The sequence below is a fragment of the Streptomyces sp. PKA51 genome (assembly GCF_057552455.1).
The window spans coordinates 463,594-489,823 of the sequence record NZ_BAAJPZ010000002.1; the positions used below are offsets into that span (position 1 = coordinate 463,594).

20 protein-coding genes are annotated in these 26,230 nt (G+C 73.2%); 10 read left to right on the forward strand and 10 right to left on the reverse strand.

Annotation, left to right across the window (positions count from 1 at the left end):
* Nucleotides 1–54 precede the first annotated feature (54 nt).
* The gene (locus tag AC27L3_RS04440; RefSeq protein ID WP_487232678.1) at nt 55–1,071 is read left to right on the forward strand and encodes an MBL fold metallo-hydrolase; all 1,017 of its coding nucleotides are present in this window, start codon (nt 55–57) and stop codon (nt 1,069–1,071) included.
* Between the two features lie 18 nt (nt 1,072–1,089).
* On the opposite strand, the gene AC27L3_RS04445 is transcribed toward AC27L3_RS04440, so the two are convergent.
* The 10 genes from AC27L3_RS04445 to AC27L3_RS04490 form a co-directional block, all read right to left on the reverse strand.
* Complete coding sequence (locus tag AC27L3_RS04445; RefSeq protein WP_487232679.1) at nt 1,090–2,364, reverse strand: RCC1 domain-containing protein; 1,275 nt, start codon at nt 2,362–2,364, stop codon at nt 1,090–1,092.
* A gap of 291 nt (nt 2,365–2,655) precedes the next feature.
* Complete coding sequence (locus tag AC27L3_RS04450) at nt 2,656–3,189, reverse strand: GNAT family N-acetyltransferase (protein WP_487232680.1); 534 nt, start codon at nt 3,187–3,189, stop codon at nt 2,656–2,658.
* Between the two features lie 29 nt (nt 3,190–3,218).
* Nucleotides 3,219–5,216 carry a S9 family peptidase gene (locus tag AC27L3_RS04455; RefSeq protein WP_487232681.1) on the reverse strand — a complete coding sequence of 666 codons (1,998 nt, stop codon included), beginning with the start codon at nt 5,214–5,216 and terminating at the stop codon, nt 3,219–3,221.
* Nucleotides 5,217–5,274: 58 nt separating this feature from the next.
* The gene (locus tag AC27L3_RS04460; RefSeq protein WP_487232682.1) at nt 5,275–6,756 is read right to left on the reverse strand and encodes a M20/M25/M40 family metallo-hydrolase; all 1,482 of its coding nucleotides are present in this window, start codon (nt 6,754–6,756) and stop codon (nt 5,275–5,277) included.
* Entirely contained in the window at nt 6,749–7,582 is an 834-nt protein-coding gene (locus tag AC27L3_RS04465) for a M55 family metallopeptidase (protein WP_487232683.1), read from the reverse strand. Before AC27L3_RS04465 ends, AC27L3_RS04460 begins: the two co-directional genes overlap by 8 nt.
* Before the next feature lie 53 nt (nt 7,583–7,635).
* The gene (locus AC27L3_RS04470; protein ID WP_487232684.1) at nt 7,636–8,355 is read right to left on the reverse strand and encodes a methyltransferase domain-containing protein; all 720 of its coding nucleotides are present in this window, start codon (nt 8,353–8,355) and stop codon (nt 7,636–7,638) included.
* A complete protein-coding gene (locus AC27L3_RS04475; RefSeq protein ID WP_487232685.1) occupies nt 8,352–10,712 on the reverse strand; it encodes a SpoIIE family protein phosphatase in 2,361 nt (786 codons plus the stop codon). The genes AC27L3_RS04470 and AC27L3_RS04475 overlap by 4 nt, the downstream gene beginning before the upstream one ends.
* Nucleotides 10,713–11,057: 345 nt before the next feature.
* Nucleotides 11,058–13,445 (reverse strand): MFS transporter, encoded by a 2,388-nt coding sequence (locus AC27L3_RS04480; protein ID WP_487232686.1) that lies wholly within the window; start codon nt 13,443–13,445, stop codon nt 11,058–11,060.
* A gap of 251 nt (nt 13,446–13,696) precedes the next feature.
* Nucleotides 13,697–14,155 (reverse strand): SRPBCC family protein, encoded by a 459-nt coding sequence (locus tag AC27L3_RS04485; RefSeq protein ID WP_487232687.1) that lies wholly within the window; start codon nt 14,153–14,155, stop codon nt 13,697–13,699.
* Between the two features lie 75 nt (nt 14,156–14,230).
* Nucleotides 14,231–14,842: a HEAT repeat domain-containing protein gene (locus tag AC27L3_RS04490; protein ID WP_487232688.1), complete on the reverse strand. Its 612-nt coding sequence runs from the start codon at nt 14,840–14,842 to the stop codon at nt 14,231–14,233.
* 338 nt (nt 14,843–15,180) lie between these two features.
* Here AC27L3_RS04490 and AC27L3_RS04495 point away from each other — a divergent pair, with 338 nt between their 5' ends.
* The 9 genes from AC27L3_RS04495 to pssA all read left to right on the forward strand — a co-directional run bounded on the left by AC27L3_RS04495 (nt 15,181) and on the right by pssA (nt 26,189).
* The gene (locus AC27L3_RS04495) at nt 15,181–16,992 is read left to right on the forward strand and encodes a 3-hydroxyacyl-CoA dehydrogenase family protein (RefSeq protein WP_487232689.1); all 1,812 of its coding nucleotides are present in this window, start codon (nt 15,181–15,183) and stop codon (nt 16,990–16,992) included.
* A gap of 123 nt (nt 16,993–17,115) precedes the next feature.
* Nucleotides 17,116–17,973, forward strand: coding sequence for a TetR family transcriptional regulator (locus AC27L3_RS04500; protein WP_487232690.1), 858 nt, complete (start codon nt 17,116–17,118; stop codon nt 17,971–17,973).
* A 369-nt stretch (nt 17,974–18,342) separates the two neighbouring features.
* The gene (ccrA, locus tag AC27L3_RS04505) at nt 18,343–19,680 is read left to right on the forward strand and encodes a crotonyl-CoA carboxylase/reductase (RefSeq protein WP_487232691.1); all 1,338 of its coding nucleotides are present in this window, start codon (nt 18,343–18,345) and stop codon (nt 19,678–19,680) included.
* An 11-nt stretch (nt 19,681–19,691) separates the two neighbouring features.
* Complete coding sequence (locus tag AC27L3_RS04510; protein WP_487232692.1) at nt 19,692–21,704, forward strand: protein meaA; 2,013 nt, start codon at nt 19,692–19,694, stop codon at nt 21,702–21,704.
* A 47-nt stretch (nt 21,705–21,751) separates the two neighbouring features.
* Nucleotides 21,752–22,726 (forward strand): HpcH/HpaI aldolase/citrate lyase family protein, encoded by a 975-nt coding sequence (locus AC27L3_RS04515; RefSeq protein ID WP_487232808.1) that lies wholly within the window; start codon nt 21,752–21,754, stop codon nt 22,724–22,726.
* Nucleotides 22,727–22,731: 5 nt separating this feature from the next.
* Nucleotides 22,732–23,301: a MaoC family dehydratase gene (locus tag AC27L3_RS04520; RefSeq protein WP_487232809.1), complete on the forward strand. Its 570-nt coding sequence runs from the start codon at nt 22,732–22,734 to the stop codon at nt 23,299–23,301.
* Nucleotide 23,302: 1 nt separating this feature from the next.
* Nucleotides 23,303–24,508 (forward strand): acyl-CoA dehydrogenase family protein, encoded by a 1,206-nt coding sequence (locus tag AC27L3_RS04525; RefSeq protein ID WP_365966457.1) that lies wholly within the window; start codon nt 23,303–23,305, stop codon nt 24,506–24,508.
* Between the two features lie 180 nt (nt 24,509–24,688).
* The gene (locus AC27L3_RS04530) at nt 24,689–25,345 is read left to right on the forward strand and encodes a phosphatidylserine decarboxylase (protein ID WP_487232693.1); all 657 of its coding nucleotides are present in this window, start codon (nt 24,689–24,691) and stop codon (nt 25,343–25,345) included.
* Complete coding sequence (gene pssA, locus AC27L3_RS04535; protein WP_487232694.1) at nt 25,332–26,189, forward strand: CDP-diacylglycerol--serine O-phosphatidyltransferase; 858 nt, start codon at nt 25,332–25,334, stop codon at nt 26,187–26,189. The genes AC27L3_RS04530 and pssA overlap by 14 nt, the downstream gene beginning before the upstream one ends.
* Nucleotides 26,190–26,230 lie beyond the last annotated feature (41 nt).

Consider the following 26,230-nt stretch of genomic DNA (forward strand, 5'->3'; position numbering starts at 1 on the left):
GGGCGCGCGCCCGGCGCGCCGCGAGCCCCGCGCCAAGGTTCCGGTTCCCCACGAATGGAGCCCCAGATGACCGAACAGACCGAGCGTCCCCTCGCGGAGCCGCGTCCTCTCGGTGAGATCCGCTCCTGGCCCCGGTCGTTCGCCGACCGCCTGACCGCCCCGCTGCCGGGCGTGCGCGCCCTCGCGCGGCTCGCCCGCGAGGGCCGGCTGCGCCCGAGCGCCGCCTCCCTGCACGAACTGGCCCTGCTGCCCCTGGAACCGGGCCCGCTGCCCGCCGTGGACGCCGACTCCCTCGCCCTGACCTGGGCGGGGCACGCCAGCTGGGTGCTGCGCATCGGCGGGCTGACCGTGCTGACCGACCCGGTCTGGTCCCGCCGGATCCTGGGGACGCCGCCGCGCGTGACGCCGGTGGGGGTGCGCTGGGAGGACCTGCCGCACGTCGACGCCGTCGTCATCAGCCACAACCACTACGACCACCTCGACCTGCCCACCCTGCGGCGGCTGCCCCGCGACACCCACCTGCTGCTGCCCGCCGGCCTGGCCCGCTGGGCGCGCCGGCGCCGCTTCGCCCGCGTCACCGAGCTCGACTGGTGGGAGGCGGTGGAACTGCCCGGGCCGCGCGGCCCGGTGCGCTTCGACTTCGTACCGGCCCACCACTGGAGCAAGCGGACGCTGACCGACACCTGCCGGTCGCTGTGGGGCGGCTGGGTGATCACCGCACCGGGGGGCCCGCGGGTGTACTTCGCGGGCGACACGGGCTACGGCTTCTGGTTCGAACGGATCGGCGAGGTCTACGCGGACATCGATGTCGCGCTGCTGCCGATCGGCGCCTATGACCCGCGCTGGATGCTGGGGCCGGTGCACACCGACCCGGAGGAAGCCGTGCGCGCCTGCACCGACCTGGGGGCCCGGGTGATGGCCCCGATGCACTGGTCGACGTTCCTGCTGTCGGCCGAACCGCCGCTGGAGCCGCTGCGGAGGGTGCGCGCGGCATGGGAGGCGACGGGCCGGCCCCGCAAGGACCTGTGGGACCTGCCGGTGGGCGCCTCACGGGTGCTGACCGGGGTGTGAGCCCGTACGGCGCCTGCGTCAGCGGCTCCACAGGAACGTGAACCGGTTGGCGCCATGGCCGGTGCAGGTCAGGTACGAGGGGAAGCGGCTGGCCCGCGTGTCGATGCCGGTGGTGAGGGTGGCCTCGTCGTAGGTGAAGCGCACCGTGCCCCGGCCCACCAGCTCCTCCCCGTGCCGGACCACCAGCTGCACGTCCTCGCCCTCGTGGACGGCGAAGTCCACGGCGGGCTGATGGGAGGTCAGCACGACGTCCGGACCGCCCCGCGGGTCCCGCAGCCGCAGGCTCAGGGCCCGCTCGGGGCCGCCCTCGCGGGTGCGGAAGTCCGCGCGGGCCGTGCGCCCGGCGGGGCCGTCGCCGGCGACGACGGCCAGGCTGTGCCGGCCGCCCGCGGCGACGGCCGCGACGCGCTGCCCGGCGGCCGCGGCCAGGATGCCCGAGACCTGCCGGTCGCCGTCCTTGCCCGCGCCCACGAGCTGTCCGGCGGAGGTCAGGGCGAGGCTGTGCAGGTGGCCCGCGGCCACGGCGGCCACGCGCTGCCCCTGGGCCGCGCGCAGGATGCCCGAGACCTGGTGGTGGGCGTCGTGACCGGCGGCAAGGATCCGGCCGTCCTCGGTGACCGCCAGACTCTGCAGGGCGGCTGCGGCCACGGCGACGACCTTGAGGCCCTCGGCGGCCGCCAGCAGGCCGGAGACCTGCTGGTCGTCGTCGCGGCCGCTGCCCAGGAGCAGCCCGTCCTCGGTGACCGCCAGGCTGTGGAAGTCGCCGGCGGCGGCCGCGACGACGCGGTGGCCGCGGGCGGCCGCGCGGATGCCGGCGACCTGTCCGTCCCCGTCGTGGCCCGCGGCCAGCAGCTCGCCCTCCTCGGTCACGGCGAGGAGGTGCACCGCACCGCAGTCGGCCCCGGTGACCTTCCTCCCACGGGCCGCCTCGCGGATGCCGGTGACCTGGTGGTTGCGGTCGTCGCCGGCGGCCAGCAGCCGGCCGTCGGCGGTCACGGCCAGGCTGTGCGAGCCGCCGGCGGCCACGGCCGCCAGGCGCAGCCCACGGGCGGCGGCGAAGATCCCGGTCACCTGGGCGTGGTCGTCGAGCCCCGCGGCGAGCAGCCGGCCGTCCTCGGTCAGCGCCAGGCTGTGGCGGTCGCCCGCGGCGACGGCGACGACGCGCTCGCCCTCGGCCGCCATCAGGATGCCCGGCACCTGCCCCTCGTGGCCCAGGCCCGCGGCCAGCAGCCGGCCGCCGGGGTGGCCGGCCCCGGCGGACGTGGCGGGCGGCGGGGGCGACACGTCGGACACGGCGGCTCCTTCGGCGCGGGGCGGGGGCGGCACGGCGCGTACACCGCCCCCGTCCACGCTCTTCGCTCGGCCGCCCGCGAGCACGTGCGGTACGGCCGAACGTGTGAGCCCCGTCCCCCAACAGGGCCGCGGACCCCCGCCCGCCAAGCCACGACGCGCCCGCAGACGTGGCGCCGCGCCGCACCACGGCGCCCCGTAAGGGGCGCGGGGAACTGCGCGACAAGCCACAACGCGCCCGCAGGCGGCGGCACTGCCTCGCACCCCCAGACGGGGAACACGCCCAGCCCACGGCTACGGGCACGCCTCCAGAACGTGGACGCACAGCGGCACCCCGTACCGCGGGTGGATCGTGCGCCGCTCGCGCCGCATGCCGAGCTTGCCCAGGACGCGCTCGGAGGCGTGGTTGCCGGTGGCGTGCACGCCCACGATCCGCGCCAGGCCGCGGTCGCGCAGCGCGAAGTCCAGCACGACGCGGGACGCCTCCGTGGCCAGCCCCCGGCCCCAGAAGGGCCGGGCCAGGCGCCAGCCGAGCTCCACGGCCGGCAGGATCTCCGGCAGGAAGGACGGCACGGACAGCCCGGCGAAGCCCACGAACTGCCCCGACTCCCGGCACTCGACGGCGAACAGGCCGACCCCGCGCTCCTCCCACTCCCGCTCGCTGGCGTCGATGCCGGCCCGGGTGCGGGCCCGGTCGCGGACCGATCCGTCGCCGATCCAGCGCATCACCTCCGGGTCGGCGTTGATGGCCGCCATCGGGCCGAGATCGTCCTCGCGCCAGCGGCGCAGCGTCAGTCGGGGCGTCCGGAGCACAACGGTCGTCGTCATGGGCAGAGCCTGCCCATATCCCCCGCCGGCTACTTGGCCAACTCCAGCACGGGTATGCCGGGGACGTCGATGCCGAAGGTCTGGGCGTACAGGGAGAGCTCGGCCTCCAGGGAGCGCACGACGCTGGCGGCCTTGCGGAAGCCGTGGCCCTCGCCCTCGAAGGTGAGGTAGGCGAACGGCACGCCGCGCCCGGCCATCGCCTCGACGAACCGCTCGCTCTGCTCGGGCGGGCAGACCGCGTCCTCGAGGCCCTGCAGCAGCAGGAAGGCGGCGGTGACGCGGTCGGCGCGGGTGAGCGGGGAGCGGTCGCGGTAGCGGTCGGGCACCTCGGCGCGCGGGCCGATCAGATACTCCAGGTAGTGCGACTCCAGGTCGTGGGTGCCGCCGTCGGCCCAGGTCGGCAGGTCGAGCACGGGATAGGCGATGGTGGCGCAGGCGTAGGTGGAGGTGGTGGCGAGGGAGGCGGCGCTCGTCCAGCCGCCGGCGCTGCCGCCGCGGATGGCGAGCCGGGCGCGGTCGGCGGTGCCCTCCTCGGCCAGCGTCTCGGCGACGGCGGCGCAGTCCTCGACGTCCACCACGCCCCACCGCTCGCGCAGCCGGTCGCGGTAGGCGCGGCCGTAGCCCGTGGAGCCGCCGTAGTTGACCTGGGCCACGCCTATGCCCCGGGAGGTGAAGTAGGCGATCTCCAGGTCGAGCACGAGCGGCGAGCGCCCGGTGGGGCCGCCGTGCGCCCACACCACGAAGGGGGGCAGCTCGTCGGCGGGTGCGGTGTGGTCGGGGCTGTGCGGCGGGTAGATGTGGGCGTGCACCTCGCGGCCGTCGGGCCCGGTGAAGGTGCGGATGAGCGGCTCGGGGTAGTAGGCGGGGTCCACCGCGTCGGTGTGCCGGGCGCCGATCGCCCGGGCCCTGCCGGTGCGGGTGTCCAGCTCGACGACCTCGTAGGCGGTGCGGGGGCTGGCGGCCACCCCGACGACCCGGGTGCCGCTGACGGCCAGGGTGGAGCGCCACTCCGTCCACGGACCGGCGGCGTCCACCACTTCACCGGTCTCGGGGTCGAGTATGCCCAGGCGCTGGGCGCCGCGGCCGTGGACGACGGCGACCGTGCCGCCGGGCAGGGGGGCGAACCAGCGCTGCCCCGGCACCCAGGGGGCGCCGGCGAACTCCTCCTCGCGGCGACAGAGATTGACGGCCCGGCCGGTGTCCACGTCGACGCGGTGCAGGTTCCACCAGCCGGTGCGGTCGGTGACGGCGAGCAGGCTGCCGTCCGGGGCCCACTCCACCTGGGCGACGGACTCCCGCTCGCCGCCCGCCACGGTGCGCACGGCGTCGAAGCGGGCGATGTCGCCGGGCCCGGTGACATCGGCGACCTTCAGCTCGGTGCCCTCCCAGGGCATGCGCGGGTGGTCCCAGGCCGTCCAGGCCGCGCGCCGGCCGTCCGGGGAGAGCCGGGGGCCGGTGACGAAGCGGTGCCGGTCGTCGGTGAGCTCCCGTACGGCGGCGCGGTCCTCGGCGGCGGAGCCGTCGAGCGGGACGGCGGCGATGACCCGGCGCACGTCCTGCGGGCCCTCGCCGGTGAACTCCTCCAGCACGCACCACACTTCGCCGCGCTCGGGCAGCAGCAGCGGGTCGGCCCAGCGCAGCCCGCCGCCGACGGCCGAGACGGGGGTCAGGGGCCGGGGCGCGCCGCCGGCCGGGTCGTCCGGCTCCCAGACGTACAGCCGCTGGTCCGAGAACTCGGTGAAGACCAGCAGCGGGCCCCCGGTCGCCCGGGCGACGCCCGTCCAGGGCCGGCCGCCGTACTCCGTCAGGCGGTTGCGCACGTTCCAGGGCGCGGGCAGTGCCGGCGCCTCCGCTCCGTCGGTGAGGCGGCGCACCAGGGTCTTGCGGCCGTTCTCGGCCGGGCGCGGTGCGACCCACCACACCTCGTCGCCGATCGTGCCCACGTGCTCCGGGGCTCCCTCGTGCGCCGCGACGAGCGCGGCGTCGATGGGTGACTGCCAGGCTCCGTAGGGCGCCGTGGACACCATGATTGCTACGCCTCCTCGTGAAGGGGGTCAGTGGGGATCGGTGGGGGTCGGTCGGGGATCAGTACGGGTCGGCAAGGGGCCCGGCCGGGGTGCGCCCGAGCAGGCTGCGGTCCGTCAGGCCGCGGTCCGTCAAGCTGCGATCCGTCAAGCTGCGATCCATCAAGAAGTGGTCGAGCACCCGCACGCCGAAGTGCAGCGCATCGACGGGCACCCGTTCGTCGACTCCGTGGAAGAGCGCCTGGTAGTCGTAGCCGGCCGGGAGCCTGACGGGCGAGAAGCCGTAGCCGGTGATGCCCAGGCGGGAGAAGTGCTTGGCGTCCGTGCCGCCGGACATGCAGAACGGCACCACGCGGGCGTCGGGGTCGAAGCGTTCGAGCGCGGCGCGCATCCGGGCGAAGACCGGGGCGTCGACGGGGGCCTGCAGGGAGATCTCCCGGTGGTGGTACTCCCAGTCGACGTCGGGCCCGGTGAGCTCCTCCATGATCCGCTCGAACTCCGCCTCGCCACCGGGCACGGTACGGCCGTCGACGTGGCCGACGGCCAGCCCCGGGATGACGTTGATCTTGTAACCGGCGTTCAGCATGGTGGGGTTGGCGCTGTTGCGCACGGTGGCCGCCACCAGAGCGGCCGCCGTACCGAGCTTGGCGAGCAGCTCGTCGGCGTCGAAGCCCGGCGCGTCGGGATTGGCCTCGATGCCGTGGACGGCGGCGATCTCCCGCAGCGCCGCACGGACGGTGGGGGTGAGGCGCACGGGCCACTTGTACTCCCCGATCCGGGTGACGGCCGCGGCCAGACGGACCACGGCGTTGCGCCGGTTGACCTTCGAGCCGTGCCCGGCGGTGCCCTGGGCGGTCAGCCGGACCCAGGCCGAGCCGCGCTCCCCCGCCGCCACGGGGTACAGCCGAAGGCCCCCGTCGGCATGGAAGGTGTAGCCGCCGGACTCGCTGATGCCGACCGTGCAGCCCTCGAAGAGCCCGGCGTGCTCGGCGGCGAGGAAGGCCGCGCCGGGCAGGGAGGTGTCCTCCTCGTCGGCGGTGTAGGCGATCACCACGTCCCGCGGGGGGCGCACGCCCGCCCGGGCCCAGGCCCGGACGACCGCCAGGATCATGGCGTCCATGCCCTTCATGTCTATGGCACCGCGCCCCCACACCACACCGTCGCGCACCTCGCCGGAGAAGGGGTGCACGCTCCAGTCGGCGGGCTCGGCCGGGACGACGTCCAGGTGGCCGTGGACCAGGATCGCCTCGGCACCCGGATCGGTGCCGGGGATGCGGGCGACGACGTTGGTGCGCCCGGGCTCCTTCTCCAGCAGCAGCGGCTCCAGGCCGGCGTCGGCGAGCTGCTCGGCGACGTACTCGGCGGCCGGGCGCTCCCGGCAGTCGCCGCCTCCGCGGTTGGCGGTGTCGATGCGGATCAGGTCCGAGGTGAAGCGCACCGCCTCGGCCAGCGCACGCTCGTCGATCCGGTCGCCGATCCGGTCACCGATCCGCTCCTCGGGTCTGCTCGCTCCCCCGTTCCCCCCGTGGGTCGTTTCAGCCATACTGCTCCTCCACCGCCGCCGAGACGACGGTCGTGACCGCCTTGAAGCAGCGGATTGCCTCGTACATGGTGGGCAGGGTGTAGGCCACCAGCCGTTCACCGGTCTGGCCGACGCCGGGCACGGCCGTGGCCGCCCCGGCGAGGTGCTCGGCGTCGAACTCCACCTCGACGGTGAACGGCCCGCCGTGCACCGGCTCGTGCCGAGCCGCGAGCACGGCGGCGGCCTGGGCGGCGGACCGGATGTCCGCCGCCGTGCGGGCCGGCGGGCGGCAGACGGCCGCGTACCGGGAGACGTAGTCCTTCACGGCGACCGAACGGGCCTCGGGCGCATATCCCTTGGCGTCCTCGCACGTCCGGTCGTCACCGGTCACCAGCACCACCGGCACACCGTATTCGGCGGCGACCAGAGAGTTGAGCAGGCCCTCGCTGGCCCGCCTGCCGTTCACCCGGACGCCGGTGATCGAGTTGGCCAGGTAGGTGTGCGCCAGCACGCCCTCGGCGCCGGCCGCCGCGTGGTAGCCCACGAACGCGATGCCGTCGACGTCTCCGTGCTGCACCCCCTCGACCATGCTGAGCGTCTTGTGCTTGCCGGTGAGCATTTCCGCTCGCTCGTCCAGCTGCTCCAGCAGCAGATTGCGCATGCTCCAGTGCGCTTCGTTGACGAGGACGGCATCGGCACCGCCGTCGAAGAACCCGGCGATCGCCGCGTTCACGTCGGAGGTGAACAGGTGGCGGCACCGCTCCCACTGCGCCGCACCGGGCAGCACGTCACCGGGCCAGGTGACGCCGGTGGCACCCTCCATGTCCGCGGAGATCAGGATCTTCATGTCCCGTCACGTTACGCGCCCGGGCAGATGCGGACCAGGGCTGTGGATAACCTTCAGCGCCCCGTCGCAACGAACCACCGGGCCGGCAGCCGGACCCTGCGGCCGTCCGGGTGGCAGGCGGTCATGGTCAGTTCCGTGTCGCCCTCGGCGAGGATCTTCAGCCCGGCGCCGGTCAGCAGTCCGGCCACCTCTCCGTCGGCCGCCTCGGCGGGCCGCAGCCCGTGCTCCAGGACGCGCCGGAGCCCCTCGGGCGGCCCGCCGGGCGCCTGCGCGAGCTCGGCCAGCACCGTGCCGGCGGCGGGCTTGAGCTCCACGACGAAGGCCCGGCCGCGCTCCCCCGCCAGCCGCGCCACGGCCGCGGCGACCGGGCCGCGGTCGGCGGCGTCGCTCTGGTGGATCACGGCGCGCATGTAGACGTTGCAGTCGCCCAGTCGCTCGTGCAGGCTGCGCACCGCCGCCGCGTCGACCAGGTCGAGCTGCTCGTACTCCGCCAGGCCCTCGGGGTCGGCGCGCCGGGCGCGCTCGACCGCCGCGCGGGAGAGGTCGACGCCGACGGCGCGCGGGAAGTGCCCGGCCAGGTGCCGGGTGCGGGTGCCGTTGCCGCAGCCGAGGTCGACCACGGGCAGGGCCGGGTCGGCATAGGGCAGCAGGAGGGTGAGATGGGGCTCGGCGGCCAGGGCCGGGTCGGAGTCCCAGATGACCTCGCCGGGCGCCTCGGGGGCAGTGCCCCAATAGCCTTCCCAGGCGCTGCGGTAACGCTCCGTCACGCTCATGGCTGCACCAGAGTCTGCTCGAACCACACCGTCTTCCCCCGTCCCGTGTGACTGGCGCCCCATTCCCGCGCCAGTGCGCTCACTACCCGCAGACCGCGCCCGTATTCCTCGTCCGCCTCGGTGCTCAGCAGCACCGGCAGGGTGTGGTCGTCGTCGGTGACCTCGCACAGCAGCACGTCCGTGCGCACCAGGCGGACGCCGATGCGCCAGGTGCGTGCATGGCGCACGGCGTTGGCGACGATCTCGCCGACGAGCACCTGTGCGGTCGGGGCCGCCGCGGACAGGCCCCAGCGGGCCAGCTGCTCGCCCACCAGGTGCCGGGCCCGGGCGGCCTCGGCGGCCCGGGGTTCGATCTCCCACTCGGCGACCTGCTCGGGCGGGATGCCGTTGAGGCGGGCCATGAGCAGGGCCACGTCGTCCTTGCGCCCCTCGCGGGTGTTGAGGGCACGGACGATGGCGTCGCAGGCGTCGTCCATGGAGGCGGCCGGGTGGGCGGCGGACTCGCACAGCACGGCCAGGCCGGCGCCGATGTCCTGGCCGCGCACCTCGACGAGGCCGTCGGTGCACAGCACCAGCCGGTCCCCGGGCGCGACGCGCACGGTCACCGCTTCGAAGGGCACCCCGCCCACGCCGATGGGCGCGCCGGTGGGCAGCTCCAGCAGCCGGCTGCGGCCGTCCTCGGCCCGGACCAGGACGGGCGGGATGTGCCCGGCGTTGGCGAGGGTCAGCTCCGAGCGGATGGGGTCGTAGACGGCGTACAGACACGTGGCCAGGTAGTGCTCGCCGAGCCGCTGGGCGAGGTCGTCGAGGTTGCGCAGGAGCTGTTCGGGTGCCAGGCCCAGGGTGGCCATGGTCTGCACGGCCGTGCGCAGCTGGCCCATCATCGCGGCCGAGTGCAGGCCGTGGCCCATCACGTCGCCGACGACCAGTGCGGTGCGGGAGCCGGGGAGCTTGACGGTGTCGAACCAGTCGCCGCCGACGCGGCCGGGCCGGGTGCCCGGCAGGTAGCGGGTGGCCGTGTCGCAGCCGGGCGTGCGCGGGGCGACCTGCGGGAGCATGCTGTCCTGCAGGGTGTCGGCGACGTCCTCCTGGTGGGTGTACATCCGGGCGTTGTCGAGGACGAGCCCGGCGCGGGCGGCCAGTTCGGCTCCGGTGGTGCGGTCCATGTCGCCGAAGGGTTCGCGCCCCGGGCGGCGCAGCAGCACCATGAAGCCCAGCACCACGTTGCGTGCCTTCAGGGGCACGACGAGCAGGGAGCGGCCGCCGATCAACGGCCGCAGGTCGCGCTTTTCGAACTGGCCGGAGATGCGGGCGGAGAGCTCCTCGTCGATCCGCGGGATGAGCACCGGCTCGCCGGTGACCATGCACCGGAAGAACGGCGTGTGCTCGGGGAAGGAGATGGCCTCGCCCACGGGCACGGTGTCGTCCCAGCGGCCGGGCTCGTCGTTGTGCTCGACCCAGACGCGGTGCCAGACGGTGGTGGCGTCGGGCGGGCCGTCGGGGAAGCCCTCGCCGGCCAGGACGGCGGCGCGCAGATGGGTGCCGGCGAAGTCGGCGAAGCGGGGCACGGCCGCGCTGGTGACCTCGCGGATGGTGCGCTCGAGGTCCAGGGAGCTGCCGATGGAACCACTGACCTCGTTGAGGAACTCCAGCCGCTCGCGCACCGCGGCGTGTTCGAGGTCGGCCGCGATGTCGTCCTCGACGCCGGCCGCGGCCGCGAGCGGCTCTTCGGCCGGGCGCTGCGCCGGTACGGGCGGTCGGGCGCGCCGCCCGGCGTGGCGCGGCACACCCCAGTCGGGGGTCACCGGCACCCTGCGGCGCCGGCTGAACTCCAGCACCGGGTAGCCCAGTTCCAGCACCTGGGAGACGATGCGGGCGCCCGTGGCCGGGCCCATGTTGGGCAGGATGTCGGGCAGCCGGGCGGCGAGCTCCTCGGCGTCGGGGAAGCCGGTGTGCGGGGCGAAGCCGGGGGCGGCGACCACGGAGTGTTCGACGTCCTGTCCGCCGCCCTCCGCCCGCGCGGCGTCGGCGGCCAGCACGAGCAGCCGCTCGGGGCCGGGCCCGATCAGGGGGTAGGCCCACCACAGCACGTCGAGCGGGCCGTTGCCGGGCACCTTGCAGCGGGCGCGGCCGGCGCTGGGGTAGCCGGGGACGCCCTGCAGGGCGCCGCATATGGGCATCAGGTCGACGGCAAGGGCGCCGACGGCCTCCTCCCGGGTGGGCCCGAAGAGGCGGCGGGCGCCCGAACTCCAGTGCGTGACCGCTCCGGTGGGGCCGACCACGACCACTGCGAGCGGCAGGCGCCCCAGGGCGGCCGTGTGCCGACCGTCGCCGGGCTCCGACGTGCCACCGTCCATGGGCGGTTGCTCCTTCGTACGCGTACGCCAAGATCTGCGCCCCCTGTCACCACGGTAGGGCCCGTGGGGGCGCGAGGGGGCGACCTTGCGCCAAACACCCTTGCCACGGTGCCCGGTAGGGGGCGCGGCCTGTGCCCTGTCCGGCGGATTTCTCGTCACGCGCCACCACGGCGCCCCGTAAGGGGCGCGGGGAACTGCGCGACAAGCCACGACGCGCCCGCAGCCGGCCGCCGGGTGGCGTGTCGACTGCGGGCCGTCGCCGGCCGGTCGCGCCCACGCGGCGGCAGCCGCAGATCGACACCGCCCATGACCCTGACGGGGCGCCGAAAATCCGCCGCCCACGGCCTAATCCGCATGACCCAGCTGGAGGTCCCTTTCCGTGCGGCCGCCGCCGGCGACCTGCAGGACCGTGGCCACGGGCGGGTAGCCGGCGGCCACGACGGTGTACTCGCCGGCGGACAGGTCGACGAAGCGGAACGTGCCGTCGGCGCCGGTGATGGCGGAGTCGACGACATTGCCGGCGGCGTCCAGCAGCGTCACGCGCGCGTCCTCGACGGGCCGGCCGCCGCCGGCGCGGACGGTGCCGCGCAGCACCGCGCCGCCGGCGAGTTCGACGTCCTGGCGGGTCTCGCGCGCGGACTGGACGGTCACCTGCAGGGCCGCGGGCCGGAACGCGGGGGCGCTGGAGGCGAGGGTGTACTCGCCCGCGACGAGTTCGTCGATCACGTAGGCGCCGTCGGGGCCGGTGCGCGTGGAGGCGACGACTTCGCCGTGCACGTTGGTCAGGGTGACCAGGGCCTCGCGCACGGGCGTGCCGTCGGCGGTGCGCACGGTGCCGGCGAGGCGGCCGGCGCCGCCGAGGACGACGTCGAGCTCGACGGGCCGCTCCCCCACGGTGACGGTGACGGCCTGCGGCTGGTGGCCGCCGGCCGCGGCGATCAGGACGTACGAGCCGGTGCCGGGCGTGCTCAGGGCGTACCGGCCGTCCTCGCCGCTGGCGCCGCGGCCGATCTGCCGGCCCTGGACGTCGATGAGGGTCAGGGCGGCGCGCGGCACGGTGGTGCCGTCGTGGTGCTGGACGGAGCCGGTCACGGGGATGCCCGCGACGAGGGGCACCGGGTCGGCCGGCGGTGCGGGGCGTGCGGAGGGGATGGCGGCGCCGGGGGCGTTGTAGGACACCAGTGGTTTCTCTTTCAGCAGGAAGGCGAGCAGGAAACCGCCGACGAGCACCGGTACGAGGACGAGGAGCACGTGGGGCACGGCCTGGGCGTAGGCCCGGACGTAGGCGTCGTGCAGCGGTGCGGGCAGGGCGCGGACGAGCTGGGCGGTGACGGCGCCGGGTGCCGGCAGCCCCGTACCGGGCGGGAGTTCGGCGGCCAGGGCGGAGCCCAGGCGGCGGGCGAAGAGGGCGGCGAGGACGGCGGCGCCGATCGAGGTGCCGAGCTGCCGGAAGAGGTGGTGGGCGCCGGTGACGGCGCCGGTGTCGGCGGGCCGGGCGGAGTTCTGCACGGCGAGGACGAGGACGGGCAGGGTCAGGCCGATGCCGACGCCGAGGATGGCCATCCAGACGCTGTGCACGAGCCGGCCGGTGGTGGCGTCGAGGTGGGAGAGCAGGTACATGCCCTCGGCCGAGAGGGCGCCGCCGAGGACGGGCAGGAGTTTGTAGTGGCCCGTTCGGCTGACGAGGTGACCACTCACCAGCGAGGCGACGGTGATCCCGCCCATCATGGGCAGCATGAGCAGTCCGGACTGGGCGGCGTCCACGCCGTCGGCCATCTGCAGGAACGTGGGCAGGTAGCCGGCGGCGCCGAAGAGGGCGAGGCCGCAGACGGCGCCGAGGAGCGCGGTGACGACGAAGACGGAGTCCCGCAGGAAGTGCGGTGGGATGATCGGTTCTGCGGCGAAGTGCTCGACGACGGCGAGCAGCAGGGCCGTGCCGACGGCCCCCGCGCCCAGCCCCAGGACGGTGCGGGAGGTCCAGGCGTACTCGGTGCCGCCCCAGGCGGTCAGCAGCACCACGCAGCCCGAGCAGGCCGCGAGCAGCACGGTGCCCAGCACGTCGAACCGGGCCCGGCGCGCCGGCGCGGGCAGCCGCAGGCTGCCGGCCACGACGGCGAGGGCCAGCAGGCCCAGCGGGACGTTCAGGTGGAAGCACCAGCGCCAGGAGGCGCGGTCGGCGACGATCCCGCCGAGCAGGGGCCCGGCGACGGCCGCGAGCCCGTAGGCGGCGCTGATCACGCCGAGGTGGCGGCCGCGCCGGCGCGCGGGCACGAGGTCGGCGACGGCGGCCTGGACGCCGGTGAGGATGCCGGCCGCGCCGAGCCCCTGCAGGGCGCGGAAGGCGACGAACTGATCCATCGTGCGGGACCAGCCGGCCAGGGCCGAGCCGGTGACGAAGACGACCAGCGCGAGGACGAGGGCGGCCTTGCGGCCGCGCAGGTCGCCGAGCCTGCCGAACAGCGGCAGGGCGGTGGTGGACGTCAACAGGTAGGCGGTGACGGCCCAGGAGGCCCGCTGCGGCCCCTGCAGCTCCACCGCGATCCTCGGCAGGGTGCTCGCCACGACCGTCTGGTCGAGGGCCGCGAGCAGCAGGGCGAGCAGCAGGGCGGCGAACGCCGGCCCCACCCGTGTCGCGTCCCGGGCGGGTGGCGGGGCCGGGGCGGGCGGGGCCGGGGGCAGGGCGAGCGTGCCGTCGCTCTTCTCCAAGGTGGTCTCGAAGGTGGACCCGCCCACGTAGTGCTCCCCTCGTCGCGCCTGCGCTGCCGCCCATTTCTCGCATTACGCGACAACGGCCAGCAAGCGCGACGATTTGTGCGGGAGCGCCGGGCACGGCACTTTTTGCCGGTGGGAGGCGGTTTGGGCACAGCAGGACCGCACCAGGAAAACCACCCGAACCGGTGAGCCCGGCCGGCCCCGCGTTTCACCGGGGACGCGGCATCACCGGGGAAGCGTGGTCACCCCGGGGAAGCGTTGTCCCCGGGGAATCAGTCGAGGCCGGGCCTGCCCTCCACCTCGGCGGCGAGCCGGCCGAGCATCGCGTCGTAGATGCGGCCCAGGCCCTTGGGCGCGAAGGTCCGCTCGAAGAAGCCGCCGATGCCGCCGGCGCCCGTCCAGGTGGTGGTGACCACGACCCTGGAGCGGCCCTCGCCGGCGGGGGTGACGGTCCAGGTCGTGACCATGGAGGAGTTGCGGTCCTTCTCCACGAGCTGTCCGTCGGTGGGCTCGTCGACGTCCATCAGGCAGTCGCGCACGCGCTTGCTGGTGGCCTGGAGCTTCCAGTGCACGACGGTGCCCTTTCCGTCGCCGCCCTCGCGCACCTCGTACTCGCTGAAGTGCTCGGGCAGCAGCTTGGGGCGGGTGCCGCTGTAGTCCGCGAGCGCGTCGAAGACGTCCTCCGCGCCTGCGGCGACGATGCGCTCCGTGGTGGCCTCGACCTGGCCCATGGGTGGTCCTCCCGGACGATGAGTGGTGCTGCGTGCAGGCCCGACCATACGGGAGCGCCGGACCGCCCGCGGGCGTCAGGGAGTCACACCCCGGCGGCCGAGCCGGGCCAGGGCCGCGATCGCCGCGGGGCGCAGCTTCTCGTGTTCGCGCGCCGCCACCAGCGTCGCCTCGGCGCGGCGGTCGCCGAGGATCCCCAGTCCCTCCACGCACGCCCGTGCCACGGGCCACACGTGGTCGCGCGCCGCCAGCAATCGCTCCAGCGTGGCCAGCAGGGCGGGGACGGATTCCGGCGCCCGCAGCTCGGTCAGCAGCCGTACGGGGTAGACCGCGTAGGCGGTGCGCAGCGGGTTGGTGGCGAGTGCGGCCGCGGCCTTGGCGGTGCGGGGGTCGCGCAGGCGGGCCAGGACGTGGGCGGCGGTGGCGCACCGTACGGGCTCGCGGTAGTTGAGGAGGAGGACGAGGGTCTCGAAGGCCCGCCGGTCGCCCTTGCTGCCGAGGGCGAAGGCGGCGATCTCGCGGGCCCACAGCGGGCGTTCGGGTGCGACGAGGACCTCGGCGAGCTCGTCGCGCGCCGCGCGGCTGTCGGAGCGCACGAGCGCGAGCAGCTTTTCGTACGCCGCGAACTCGGCCGGGGAGACCAGTTCGGCCCGGACCCGCTTCAGCAGCGCGCGGAATTCCTCTTCCATGTCCCGCTCTCCTCCCCGAGTGGCCTGGGCCACATCGTAAGTCGCGCGCACGACCCCTGGCGCTCTTGGTTACCCGTCGGTTAATCTCCCGGCCGGAGCAGCATTCCCGCTCCGGTGGCCTGGTGACGCAGCCACCGCAGCATTGACGTCGGTTCGGCATTCTCGAGTACGGCACGGCCCCGGGACAGGGCCCGCCGGTCGCACGATTCCCGCCCCCCGGGCGCCCCTTGGCGCGCCCCGGCGGCAGGGACCTGCTTAGCGAGCCCGCCGCGCTGTGCGCGGCCCGCCCACCGCCGTCCTTCCCCTCGTGCACGGGGAACACCCACTGGAGTTCCGCGATGGACCGTTCGTCCACCTCTGACCCGTCCTCCCGGCCCCGCCTGCAGACCGTCGCCGTGATCGGCCTCGGCACCATGGGCACCGGCATCGCCGAGGTGCTCGTCCTGGCCGGACGTGACGTCATCGGCATCGACATCAGCGACGCGGCCGCCCTGCGGGCCGGTGCGGCGCTGGAGGCCGCCACCGCCCGCGCGGTGGAGCGCGGCCGGATCACCGAGGCCGAGCGCCGGGCCGCCCTCGCCCGCTTCCGCACCTCCGGCGACCTGGCCGCGGCCGCCCCGGCCGATCTGGTGATCGAGGTCGTGCCGGAGGACTACGCGCTCAAGCACGAGGTGTTCACCGCCCTCGACGCCGTCGTGCGCCCGGACGCCGTCCTGGCGACCGGCACCAATGCCCTGTCGGTCACCCGGCTGGCGGCCGACTCCGCGCACCCCGAACGGGTGCTCGGCCTGCACTTCTTCAACCCTGCGCCGGCGATGAAGCTGGTGGAGGTCGTCTCCTGCGTGCTGACCGATCCCGCGGCCGTCGCCGCGGTCACCGACCTGGCCCACGAGCTGGGCAAGGAGCCGGTGGCCGCGGGCGACCGGCCGGGGTTCGTCGCCGACGGCCTGCTCTTCGGCTACCTCAACCAGGCCGCGGCCATGTACGAGTCGCGCTACGCCACCCGCGAGGACATCGACGCGGCGATGCGGCTGGGCTGCGGCCTGCCGATGGGCCCGCTCGCCCTGCTGGACATGATCGGCGTCGACACCGCCCGTACGGTGCTGGAGGCGATGTACGCCGCCTCCGGCGACCGGCTGCACGCCCCCGCACCGGTGCTGGGCCAGCTGGCAGCGGCCGGGCTGACCGGCCGCAAGGCGGGGCGCGGCTTCTACACGTACGAGGCACCCGGCTCCCCGGTCGTCGTGCCGGACGCCCTGACCCCCGATGCGGCCGCCGCGGCGACGGGCGGCCGCGAGGTGCGCTCGGTGGGCGTGGTGGGGTCGGGCACGATGGCGGCCGGGATGGCCGAGGTGTTCGCCAAGGCCGGGTACGCGGTCGTGCTCGCCGCGCGCTCGCTCGAGAAGGCGGAGGCGGCCAAGGGCCGGATCGCAAAATCCCTGGACCGCTCGGTGGCCCGGGGCCGGCTGACGGCGCAGCAGCGGGAGTCGGCGCTCGCCGCGGTCACGCCGGCCGGTTCGCTGGAGGCCCTGGCCGGGGTCGACCTGGCCGTCGAGGCGGTCGCCGAGGACCTGGGGGTCAAGCGCCGGCTGTTCGCCGACCTGGACAAGATCTGCAGGCCCGGTGCGGTGCTGGCCACCACCACCTCCTCGCTGCCCGTGATCGCATGCGCCCGCGCCACCTCCCGCCCGCAGGACGTCATCGGGATGCACTTCTTCAACCCGGCACCGGCGATGAAGCTGGTGGAGGTGGTGCGCACGGTGCTCACGGCCCCGGATGTGCACGCCACGGCCCGCGCGGTGTGCGCGACGGTGCGCAAGCACCCGGTGGACTGCGGGGACCGGGCCGGGTTCATCGTCAACGCCCTGCTGTTCCCCTACCTGAACAACGCGGTGAAGATGGTGCAGGAGCACTACGCCTCGCTCGACGACATCGACGCGGCGATGAAGCTCGGCGGGGGCTACCCGATGGGCCCCTTCGAGCTGCTGGACGTGGTGGGCCTGGACGTGTCGCTGGCCATCGAGAAGGTGCTGCACCGGGAGTTCCGCGAGCCGGGCCTGGCGCCGGCGCCGCTGCTGGAGCACCTGGTGGCGGCCGGGTGCCTGGGGCGCAAGACCGGGCGCGGTTTCCGCGAGTACGCGAAGGCCTGACCGGCCGTGCCCGGCCAGGGGGCGGGGTGGGGCGGACTGCTGGGGCCCGGCGGGCCCCTCCCGGCGGCAGCCGGGGGAGGTCCGCCCCGGCACACCCACACGGACGCGTGTTACGTTCCCCACATGTCCCAGCCCGCCAAGTCCGCCCCCGCCCGTCGCGGGGCCGCCACCGAGCCGCCCGGAGCCGAGGGCCCGAAGGCGGCCAAGGAGCGCCCGGAGCCCGGCGCCGCGAGCGCCGGCTCCCGCCGAGCCGCCGCCCAGCGGCTCGGCATGCGCCGCAAACTGGCGGCCGCCGCCATGGAGTTGTTCGCGACCAAGGGCTACGAGGGGACGACCGTCGACGAGATCGCGGCCACCGCCGGGGTCGCCCGCCGGACGTTCTTCCGCCACTTCCGCTCCAAGGAAGAGGCGATCTTCCCCGACCACGACGACACGCTGGTGCGGGCGGCCGCGGTGCTGGACGCCGCGCCCCCGCACGAGAACCCGCTGGACACCGTGTGCCGGGGCATCAAGGAGGTCATGCGGATGTACGCGGCCTCCCCGGCCGTCTCCGTCGAGCGCTACCGCCTGACCCGTGAGGTGCCGGCGCTGCGCGAGCGCGAGATCGCCTCGGTGGCCCGCTACGAGCGACTGTTCACCCGCTACCTGCTGGGTCACTTCGACGAGACCGCCCACCACGTGGGCGACGACGACCCCCTGCTGGCCGAGGTGGCCGCCTCCGCGGTGGTCACGGCGCACAACCACGTCCTGCGCCGCTGGCTGCGCAGCGGCGCCGAGGGCGACCTGGAGGCCCAGCTCGACCACGCCTTCGCCATCGTGCGCGAGACGTTCGGCGCCGGCATCGGGGCGGGTCGCGCCGCCGAGGAGACGCCGGTGGCGTCCGCGCGCAGCGAGGGCGAGGTGCTGGTGGCGGTGGCGCGCACGGACGCCCCGCTGGAGGAGGTCATGCGCACCATCGAGAAGGCGCTCAGGAAGAAGTAGCGCAGAAACCTGGACATTTCCCGCCAAAGGCCGCCCTCATGGGCGGCCTTTCTTGCTCATGCGTGCCCTCCGGATGACATCTGAGAGAAATTGTTGGCACGCAGTGTCTTGTCGCGTGGCACGCGGTGCCATACCTTGTCGGTGTCCGGGCGGCCGGCGCGCAGACACGATCGTCGCGTGCCGGCTGTCCCCGCAAGCACCTTGCGCGCCCGGACGCCTGCGTCACCAGGCACCGCACCCGCGCCCACCGGCGCGGCCCCCGCACCACCCCGCCGGACCGACGGCACCGCCTCGTGTTCCACCCGACGCATCACCCCCGACGTTCCCTCAAGCCCGTTCGCACCCGACGTGCTTCGCCGGAGGCCATCCGTGAACCAGATACTGGACGCCATCGTCGCGCCCGACACCAGCGCCGAGGACTTCGCCGCGCTCCCCCTGCCCGAGTCGTACCGCGCGGTGACCGTGCACAAGGACGAGGCCGAGATGTTCGCCGGCCTGCCCACCCGCGAGAAGGACCCGCGCAAGTCCCTGCACGTCGAGGACGTGCCCCTGCCCGAACTCGGGCCGGGCGAGGCCCTGGTGGCCGTCATGGCCAGCTCGGTGAACTACAACTCGGTCTGGACCTCGATCTTCGAGCCCCTGCCGACCTTCGCCTTCCTGGAGCGCTACGGCAAGCTCTCGCCGCTGGGCAAGCGCCACGACCTGCCGTACCACGTCATCGGCTCCGACCTCGCGGGCGTTGTCCTGCGCACCGGCCCCGGCGTCAACGCCTGGAAGCCCGGCGACGAGGTGGTCGCACACTGCCTGTCCGTCGAACTGGAGTCCGCGGACGGCCACAACGACACCATGCTCGACCCGGAGCAGCGCATCTGGGGCTTCGAGACCAACTTCGGTGGCCTGGCCGAGATCGCGCTGGTGAAGTCCAACCAGCTCATGCCCAAGCCCGGGCACCTGAGCTGGGAGGAGGCCGCGGCCCCCGGCCTGGTCAACTCCACCGCCTACCGCCAGCTGGTCTCCCGCAACGGCGCCGGCATGAAGCAGGGCGACAACGTGCTGATCTGGGGCGCGAGCGGTGGACTGGGCTCGTACGCCACGCAGTTCGCGCTGGCCGGCGGCGCCACCCCCATCTGTGTGGTCTCCAGCGAGCAGAAGGCGGAGATCTGCCGGCGGATGGGCGCCGAGGCGATCATCGACCGCAGTGCCGAGGGCTACCGCTTCTGGAAGGACGAGCACACCCAGGACCCCAAGGAGTGGAAGCGCTTCGGCAAGCGCATCCGCGAACTGACCGGCGGCGAGGACATCGACATCGTCTTCGAGCACCCCGGCCGCGAGACCTTCGGCGCGAGCGTCTACGTCACCCGCAAGGGCGGCACCATCACCACCTGCGCCTCGACCTCCGGCTACATGCACCAGTACGACAACCGCTACCTGTGGATGTCACTGAAGCGGATCATCGGTTCGCACTTCGCCAACTACCGCGAGGCATGGGAGGCCAACCGCCTGATCGCCAAGGGGAAGATCCACCCGACGCTGTCGAAGACCTACGCGCTGGCCGAGACGGGCCAGGCGGCCTACGACGTCCACCGCAACCTCCACCAGGGCAAGGTCGGCGTGCTGTGCTTGGCGCCCGAGGAGGGCATGGGCGTGCGCGACGAGGAGATGCGCGCGCGCCACATCGAGGCCATCAACCGCTTCCGGAACGTCTGAGAGACGTTTACATGACTGAACGTCAGAAGGATCGTCCGTGGCTCATGCGGACGTACGCCGGGCACTCCACCGCCGAGGCGTCCAACGAGCTGTACCGGCGTAATCTCGCCAAGGGCCAGACCGGCCTGTCGGTCGCCTTCGACCTGCCGACGCAGACCGGTTACGACCCCGATCACGTCCTGGCCCGCGGTGAGGTCGGGCGGGTCGGGGTCCCCGTCGGGCATCTGGGCGACATGCGGCGGCTGTTCCAGGACATCCCGCTGGAGCGGATGAACACCTCCATGACCATCAACGCCACCGCCATGTGGCTGCTGGCGCTGTACCAGGTGGTCGCCGAGGAGCAGGGCGCCGACGTCTCCACGCTGCAGGGGACGACGCAGAACGACATCGTCAAGGAGTACCTCTCGCGCGGGACGCACGTCTTCCCGCCGGGTCCCTCCCTGCGGCTGACCACCGACATGATCGCCTACACGGTGAACACCATCCCGAAGTGGAACCCGATCAATATCTGCAGCTACCACCTGCAGGAAGCGGGGGCCACTCCGGTCCAGGAGATCTCCTACGCGATGTCCACGGCGATCGCCGTCCTGGACGCCGTACGGGACTCCGGGCAGGTGCCGCCCGAGCGCTTCGGCGAGGTGGTGGCCCGCATCTCCTTCTTCGTCAACGCCGGCGTCCGCTTCATCGAGGAGATGTGCAAGATGCGCGCCTTCGGCCGCATCTGGGAGCGCGTCACCCGCGAGCGCTACGGCATCGAGGACCCCAAGCAGCGCCGCTTCCGCTACGGCGTGCAGGTCAACTCCCTCGGGCTGACCGAGGCGCAGCCGGAGAACAACGTCCAGCGCATCGTGCTGGAGATGCTGGCGGTCACCCTCTCCAAGGACGCCCGCGCCCGCGCCGTCCAGCTGCCCGCCTGGAACGAGGCCCTCGGCCTGCCTCGCCCCTGGGACCAGCAGTGGTCGCTGCGCATCCAGCAGGTGCTGGCACACGAGAGCGACCTGCTGGAGTACGACGACATCTTCGCCGGCTCGCACGTGATCGAGGCCAAGGTGGAGGCCCTGGTGGCCGACTGCCTGGCCGAGATCGAGCGGATCCAGGCCATGGGCGGGGCGATGGCCGCCGTGGAGTCCGGCTATCTCAAGGCGCAGCTGGTCTCCTCGCACGCCGAGCGGCGGGCCCGCATCGAGTCGGGCGAGGAGAAGATCGTCGGTGTCAACTGCTTCGAGGGCACCGAGCCCAATCCGCTCACCGCCGACCTCGATGCGGCCATCATGACCGTGGACCCGGCCAACGAGGCCCGCGTGGTGGCGGCCCTGCACCGCTGGCGCGACAACCGCGACGAGGTCCGCGCGCAGGAGGCGCTCTCGGCGCTGAAGAAGGCCGCGGCCGGGACGCAGAACCTGATGCCCGCGACGCTGGAGTGCGCCCGGGCGGGCGTGACGACCGGCGAGTGGGCCTGGGCGCTGCGCGACGTCTTCGGCGAGTTCCGCGCGCCCACGGGCGTGGGCGGCGCCCCGGTGGCCGTGGCCGCCGAGCCCGGCACGCCGCTCGCGGCCGTCCGCGAGAAGGTGCGCCGCACCGCCGAGGACCTGGGCACCGGCAAGCTGCGGCTGCTGGTCGGCAAGCCGGGCCTGGACGGGCACTCCAACGGTGCCGAGCAGATCGCCGTACGGGCCCGCGACGCCGGCTTCGAGGTGGTCTACCAGGGCATCCGGCTCACCCCGGAGCAGATCGTCTCGGCGGCGGTCGCCGAGGACGTGCACTGCGTGGGGCTGTCCATCCTCTCCGGCTCGCACGCCGAGCTGGTGCCCGACGTGCTGGCGCGGCTGCGCCGGGCGGGGGCGGCGGAGGTGCCCGTGATCGTCGGTGGCATCATCCCCTCCGCCGACGCCACCGCCCTGAAGGCGGCCGGTGTCGCGGCGGTCTTCACCCCGAAGGACTTCGGAATCACGGAGATCATCGGCCGTATCGTCGACGAGATCCGCACTGCGAACAAGCTCGACCCCCTGGAGGTCACCGCATGACCGGCAACACCCCCGCCCTCCCGTCACCCGCCACCACCCCAGCCGGAATGCGCTCCGCGCATGCACCTGTTAATCGCCTCCGCCCGCGTCGCTCCTGCCTCGCCGTCCCCGGCAGCAACCCCCGGTTCCTGGAGAAGGCCCAGGGGCTGCCCGCGGACCAGGTCTTCCTGGACCTGGAGGACGCCTGCGCGCCGCTGGCGAAGGAGGGCGCCCGGCACACGGTCGTCGACGCGCTGAACAAGGGCGACTGGACGGGCAAGACCCGGGTGGTGCGGGTCAACGACTGGACCACCCACTGGACGTACCGTGACGTGATCACGGTCGTCGAGGGCGCGGGGCCGAACCTGGACTGCATCATGCTGCCCAAGGTGCAGGACGCCCAGCAGATCGTCGCCCTGGACCTGCTGCTGACGCAGATCGAGAAGACGATGGGCTTCGAGGTCGGGCGCATCGGCATCGAGGCGCAGATCGAGAACGCCAAGGGCCTGGTCAACGTGGACGCGATCGCCGCGGCCTCGCCCCGGCTGGAGACGATCATCTTCGGTCCGGCCGACTTCATGGCCTCCATCAACATGAAGACGCTCGTGGTGGGCGAGCAGCCGCCCGGCTACCCGGCGGACGCCTACCACTACATCCTCATGCGCATCCTGATGGCCGCCCGCGCCCACGACCTGCAGGCCATCGACGGCCCCTACCTGCAGATCCGCAACGTCGACGGCTACAAGGAGGTCGCCGGCCGGGCCGCGGCCCTGGGCTTCGACGGCAAGTGGGTGCTGCACCCGGGCCAGGTCGAGGCGGCCAACGAGGTCTTCTCGCCCTCCCAGGAGGACTACGACCACGCCGAGCTGATCCTGGACGCGTACGACTACTACACCTCCGAGGCGGGCGGCAAGAAGGGCTCGGCGATGCTCGGCGACGAGATGATCGACGAGGCCAGCCGGAAGATGGCCCTGGTCATCGCAGGCAAGGGGCGGGCGGCCGGCATGGCGCGCACCTCGCGGTTCGAGATCCCGGAGGCGTGAGCGCGATGCAGTTCGGACGGACCTACGAAGAGTTCACGGTCGGCGACGTCTACAAGCACTGGCCCGGAAAGACGGTCACCGAATACGACGACCACCTCTTCTGCCTGCTGACCATGAACCACCACCCGTTGCACATGGACGGCAATTACGCGGAGAAGACCACCGATTTCGGCCGGAACGTGGTGGTCGGCAACTACATCTATTCGTTGCTGCTGGGCATGTCCGTGCCGGACGTCTCCGGCAAGGCGATCGCCAACCTGGAGGTCGAGTCGCTCCGGCACGTCGCACCGACGTTCCACGGCGACACCCTCTACGGCGAGACGACGGTGCTGGACAAGACGCCGTCGAAGTCCAAGAGCGACCGCGGGATCGTGCACGTGGAGACCCGCGGCTACAAGCAGGACGGCACCCTCGTGTGCGTCTTCCGGCGCAAGGTGATGGTGCCCACCGCCACGTACATCGAGGAGCGCGGCGGGGAGCAGCCCGGCCGCCCACCCGTCTCCCACCACCAGCCCCAAACGACGCCCCTGCGGGGCGGCAGTGTCAATTCCGAACCGATCACCGGGGAGAAGTGAGATGGGCCGGCTGGCGCAGACCGAGGGGCTGACGGACGTCCAGCGGGAGATCCTCGCGACCGTTCGTGACTTCGTCGACAAGGAGATCATTCCGGTCGCCACCGAGCTGGAGCACCGGGACGAGTACCCCACGCGGATCGTCGAGGGTCTGAAGGACCTCGGCCTGTTCGGGCTGATGATCCCGGAGGAGTACGGGGGGCTCGGCGAGTCCCTGCTCACGTACGCGCTGTGCGTGGAGGAGATCGCCCGCGGCTGGATGAGCGTGTCGGGGATCATCAACACCCACTTCATCGTCGCCTACATGCTCAAGCAGCACGGCACGCAGGAGCAGCGGGAGCACTTCCTGCCCCGCATGGCGACCGGCGAGGTGCGCGGCGCGTTCTCGATGTCGGAGCCGGGCCTGGGCTCGGACGTGTCGGCGATCACGTCCAAGGCGGTGCGCGAGGGCGACGAGTACGTCCTGACCGGCCAGAAGATGTGGCTGACCAACGGCGGCTCCTCGACGCTGGTGGCCGTGCTGTGCCGCACGGACGAGGGGCACCCGGAAGGCACCGCCCCGCACAAGTCCATGACCACCTTCCTGATCGAGAAGGAGCCCGGCTTCGGCCAGGTCCGGCCGGGGCTGACCATCCCCGGCAAGATCGAGAAGATGGGCTACAAGGGCGTCGACACCACCGAGCTGATCATGGACGGGCTGCGGCTGCCGGCCGACCGGGTCCTCGGCGGGACGACGGGACGTGGCTTCTACCACATGATGGACGGCGTCGAAGTGGGCCGCGTCAACGTCGCGGCCCGTGGTTGCGGTGTCGCGCAGCGTGCATTCGAGCTGGGTGTGGCCTATGCGCAGCAGCGCCGGACCTTCGGAAAACCCATTGCGCAACACCAGGCCATCCAGTTCAAACTGGCCGAAATGGGAACAAAGGTCGAAGCGGCCCATGCGATGATGGTGAATGCGGCCCGGAAGAAGGACTCGGGCCAGCGCAACGACCTCGAGGCGGGAATGGCCAAATACCTGGCCTCGGAGTACTGCAAGGAGGTCGTCGAGGATGCGTTCCGCATCCACGGCGGCTACGGATTCTCCAAGGAGTACGAGATCGAGCGGCTCTACCGCGAGGCCCCGATGCTCCTGATCGGTGAAGGTACGGCCGAGATCCAGAAAATGATCATCGGCCGGCGACTGCTCGAGGAGTACCGGATACAGGGATAATTGCCCGTTTTGGGGATGTTTGAAGGTGCGGTTGCAGAGAAGAAGATCACACCCTGTGATCGACGTCCGGCCAGTGACTGGCCCTGGCGCTTAGCCAGTTACCGCCCGCACCCGATAGCATCCCCGGAAAGCCGCCGTCCCCCGATCGTTACGCGGCACCCTCCGCTACGAAGGTCACCCATGCCCCACAGCTCTTCCTCTGCACATCGCGACAGCCTCCTCGGCGTACGCCTCGCGCGCGGAGCATCGCCGTGGCTCCTCCCCACCGTCGCCACCGCGGCGGTCAGCCTCGCCAAGGCCCGCCGCTCCGGCCGCTGGGCCGCGCTGGCCGTGCCCACCACCGCACTCGCGGCGGGCATGCTGTGGTTCTTCCGCGATCCCGAGCGCGAGATCGCCCAGGGCCGGGTCATCTCCCCGGCCGACGGCGTGGTGCAGAGCATCATGCCGTGGAAGGACGGACGCACCCGCGTCGCGATCTTCATGAGCCCGCTGAACGTCCACGTCAACCGCGCGCCCATGGCCGGCACGGTGACGTCGGTCGAGCACATCCCGGGCGGGTTCGTGCCGGCGTTCAACAAGGAGAGCGAGAACAACGAGCGCGTCGTCTGGCACTTCGACACCGAGCTCGGTGACATCGAGATGATCCAGATCGCCGGCGCCGTCGCCCGCCGCATCGTGCCCTACGTGCCGGCGGAGACCAAGGTGGAGCAGGGTGACCGGATCGGCCTCATCCGCTTCGGCTCGCGCGTCGACATCTACCTCCCCGAGGGCGTCGAGGTCGCGGTCGAGGTCGGCCAGCCCACCACGGCAGGGGTGACACGTCTTGACCGTGATTGATCCGGACACCCAGGCCGCCTGGGTCCCCGAGGCGGAGGCCGAGGACGCGGACGACATGCCGCTGTCGACGCGCCTGTCAATAGCGGACACCCTCACGCTCGGCAACGCGATCTGCGGCTTCATGGCGGTGTACTTCACCACCACCGGCGTCCTCATCCCCCACCTCACGGGCAACGAGGACGGCGGCATGGCCCGGCACAGCGCCGCCACCGCCGTGATACTGATGCTGCTCGCCTCCGTGTTCGACCTCTTCGACGGGCTCGTCGCACGCAAGCTGCGCAGCTCGGCGATGGGCGCGGAGCTGGACAACCTCTCCGACCTGATCAGCTTCGGCCTCGCCCCGGCGTACTTCGTCGTCGTCTGGGGCATGGTCGCCGACGACGCCATGCAGCGGGTCTCGGCGGTCGCCGCGATCGTGGTGCTGCTGGCGGTCGTCCTGCGGCTGGCGCGGTTCTCCTGCGTACCGATGCGGGACGGCATCTTCCAGGGCATGCCCAGCCCCTTCGGGGCGCTGACCGTCGTCTCGATCGTGCTGCTGGAGCTGCCGTTCGTGCCGACCCTGCTGGCGATCATGGGCGTGGCGTGGCTGATGGTCAGCCGCGTCGAGTACCCCAAGCCGCGCGGGCCCCTGGCGGTGGCCATGCTCAGCTGGATCGTGCTCAGCATGGGCCTGCTGGCGGCGTGGGCGTTCGACGCCCCCGGCGGCGAGCTGCTCCTGCAGACGGGCTGCGCCCTGCAGGTCGTCCTGGGCGCGGTGATCCCCCTCTTCGCGACGGCCCGACGGGTGAACACCTTCCGCGACAACCGCCGCGAGGCGCGCGAAGCGCAGGCGCAACCGCAGTAGGCACGGTTTCGGACAACGGCGTGGGGCCCGGGCGCAAGCCC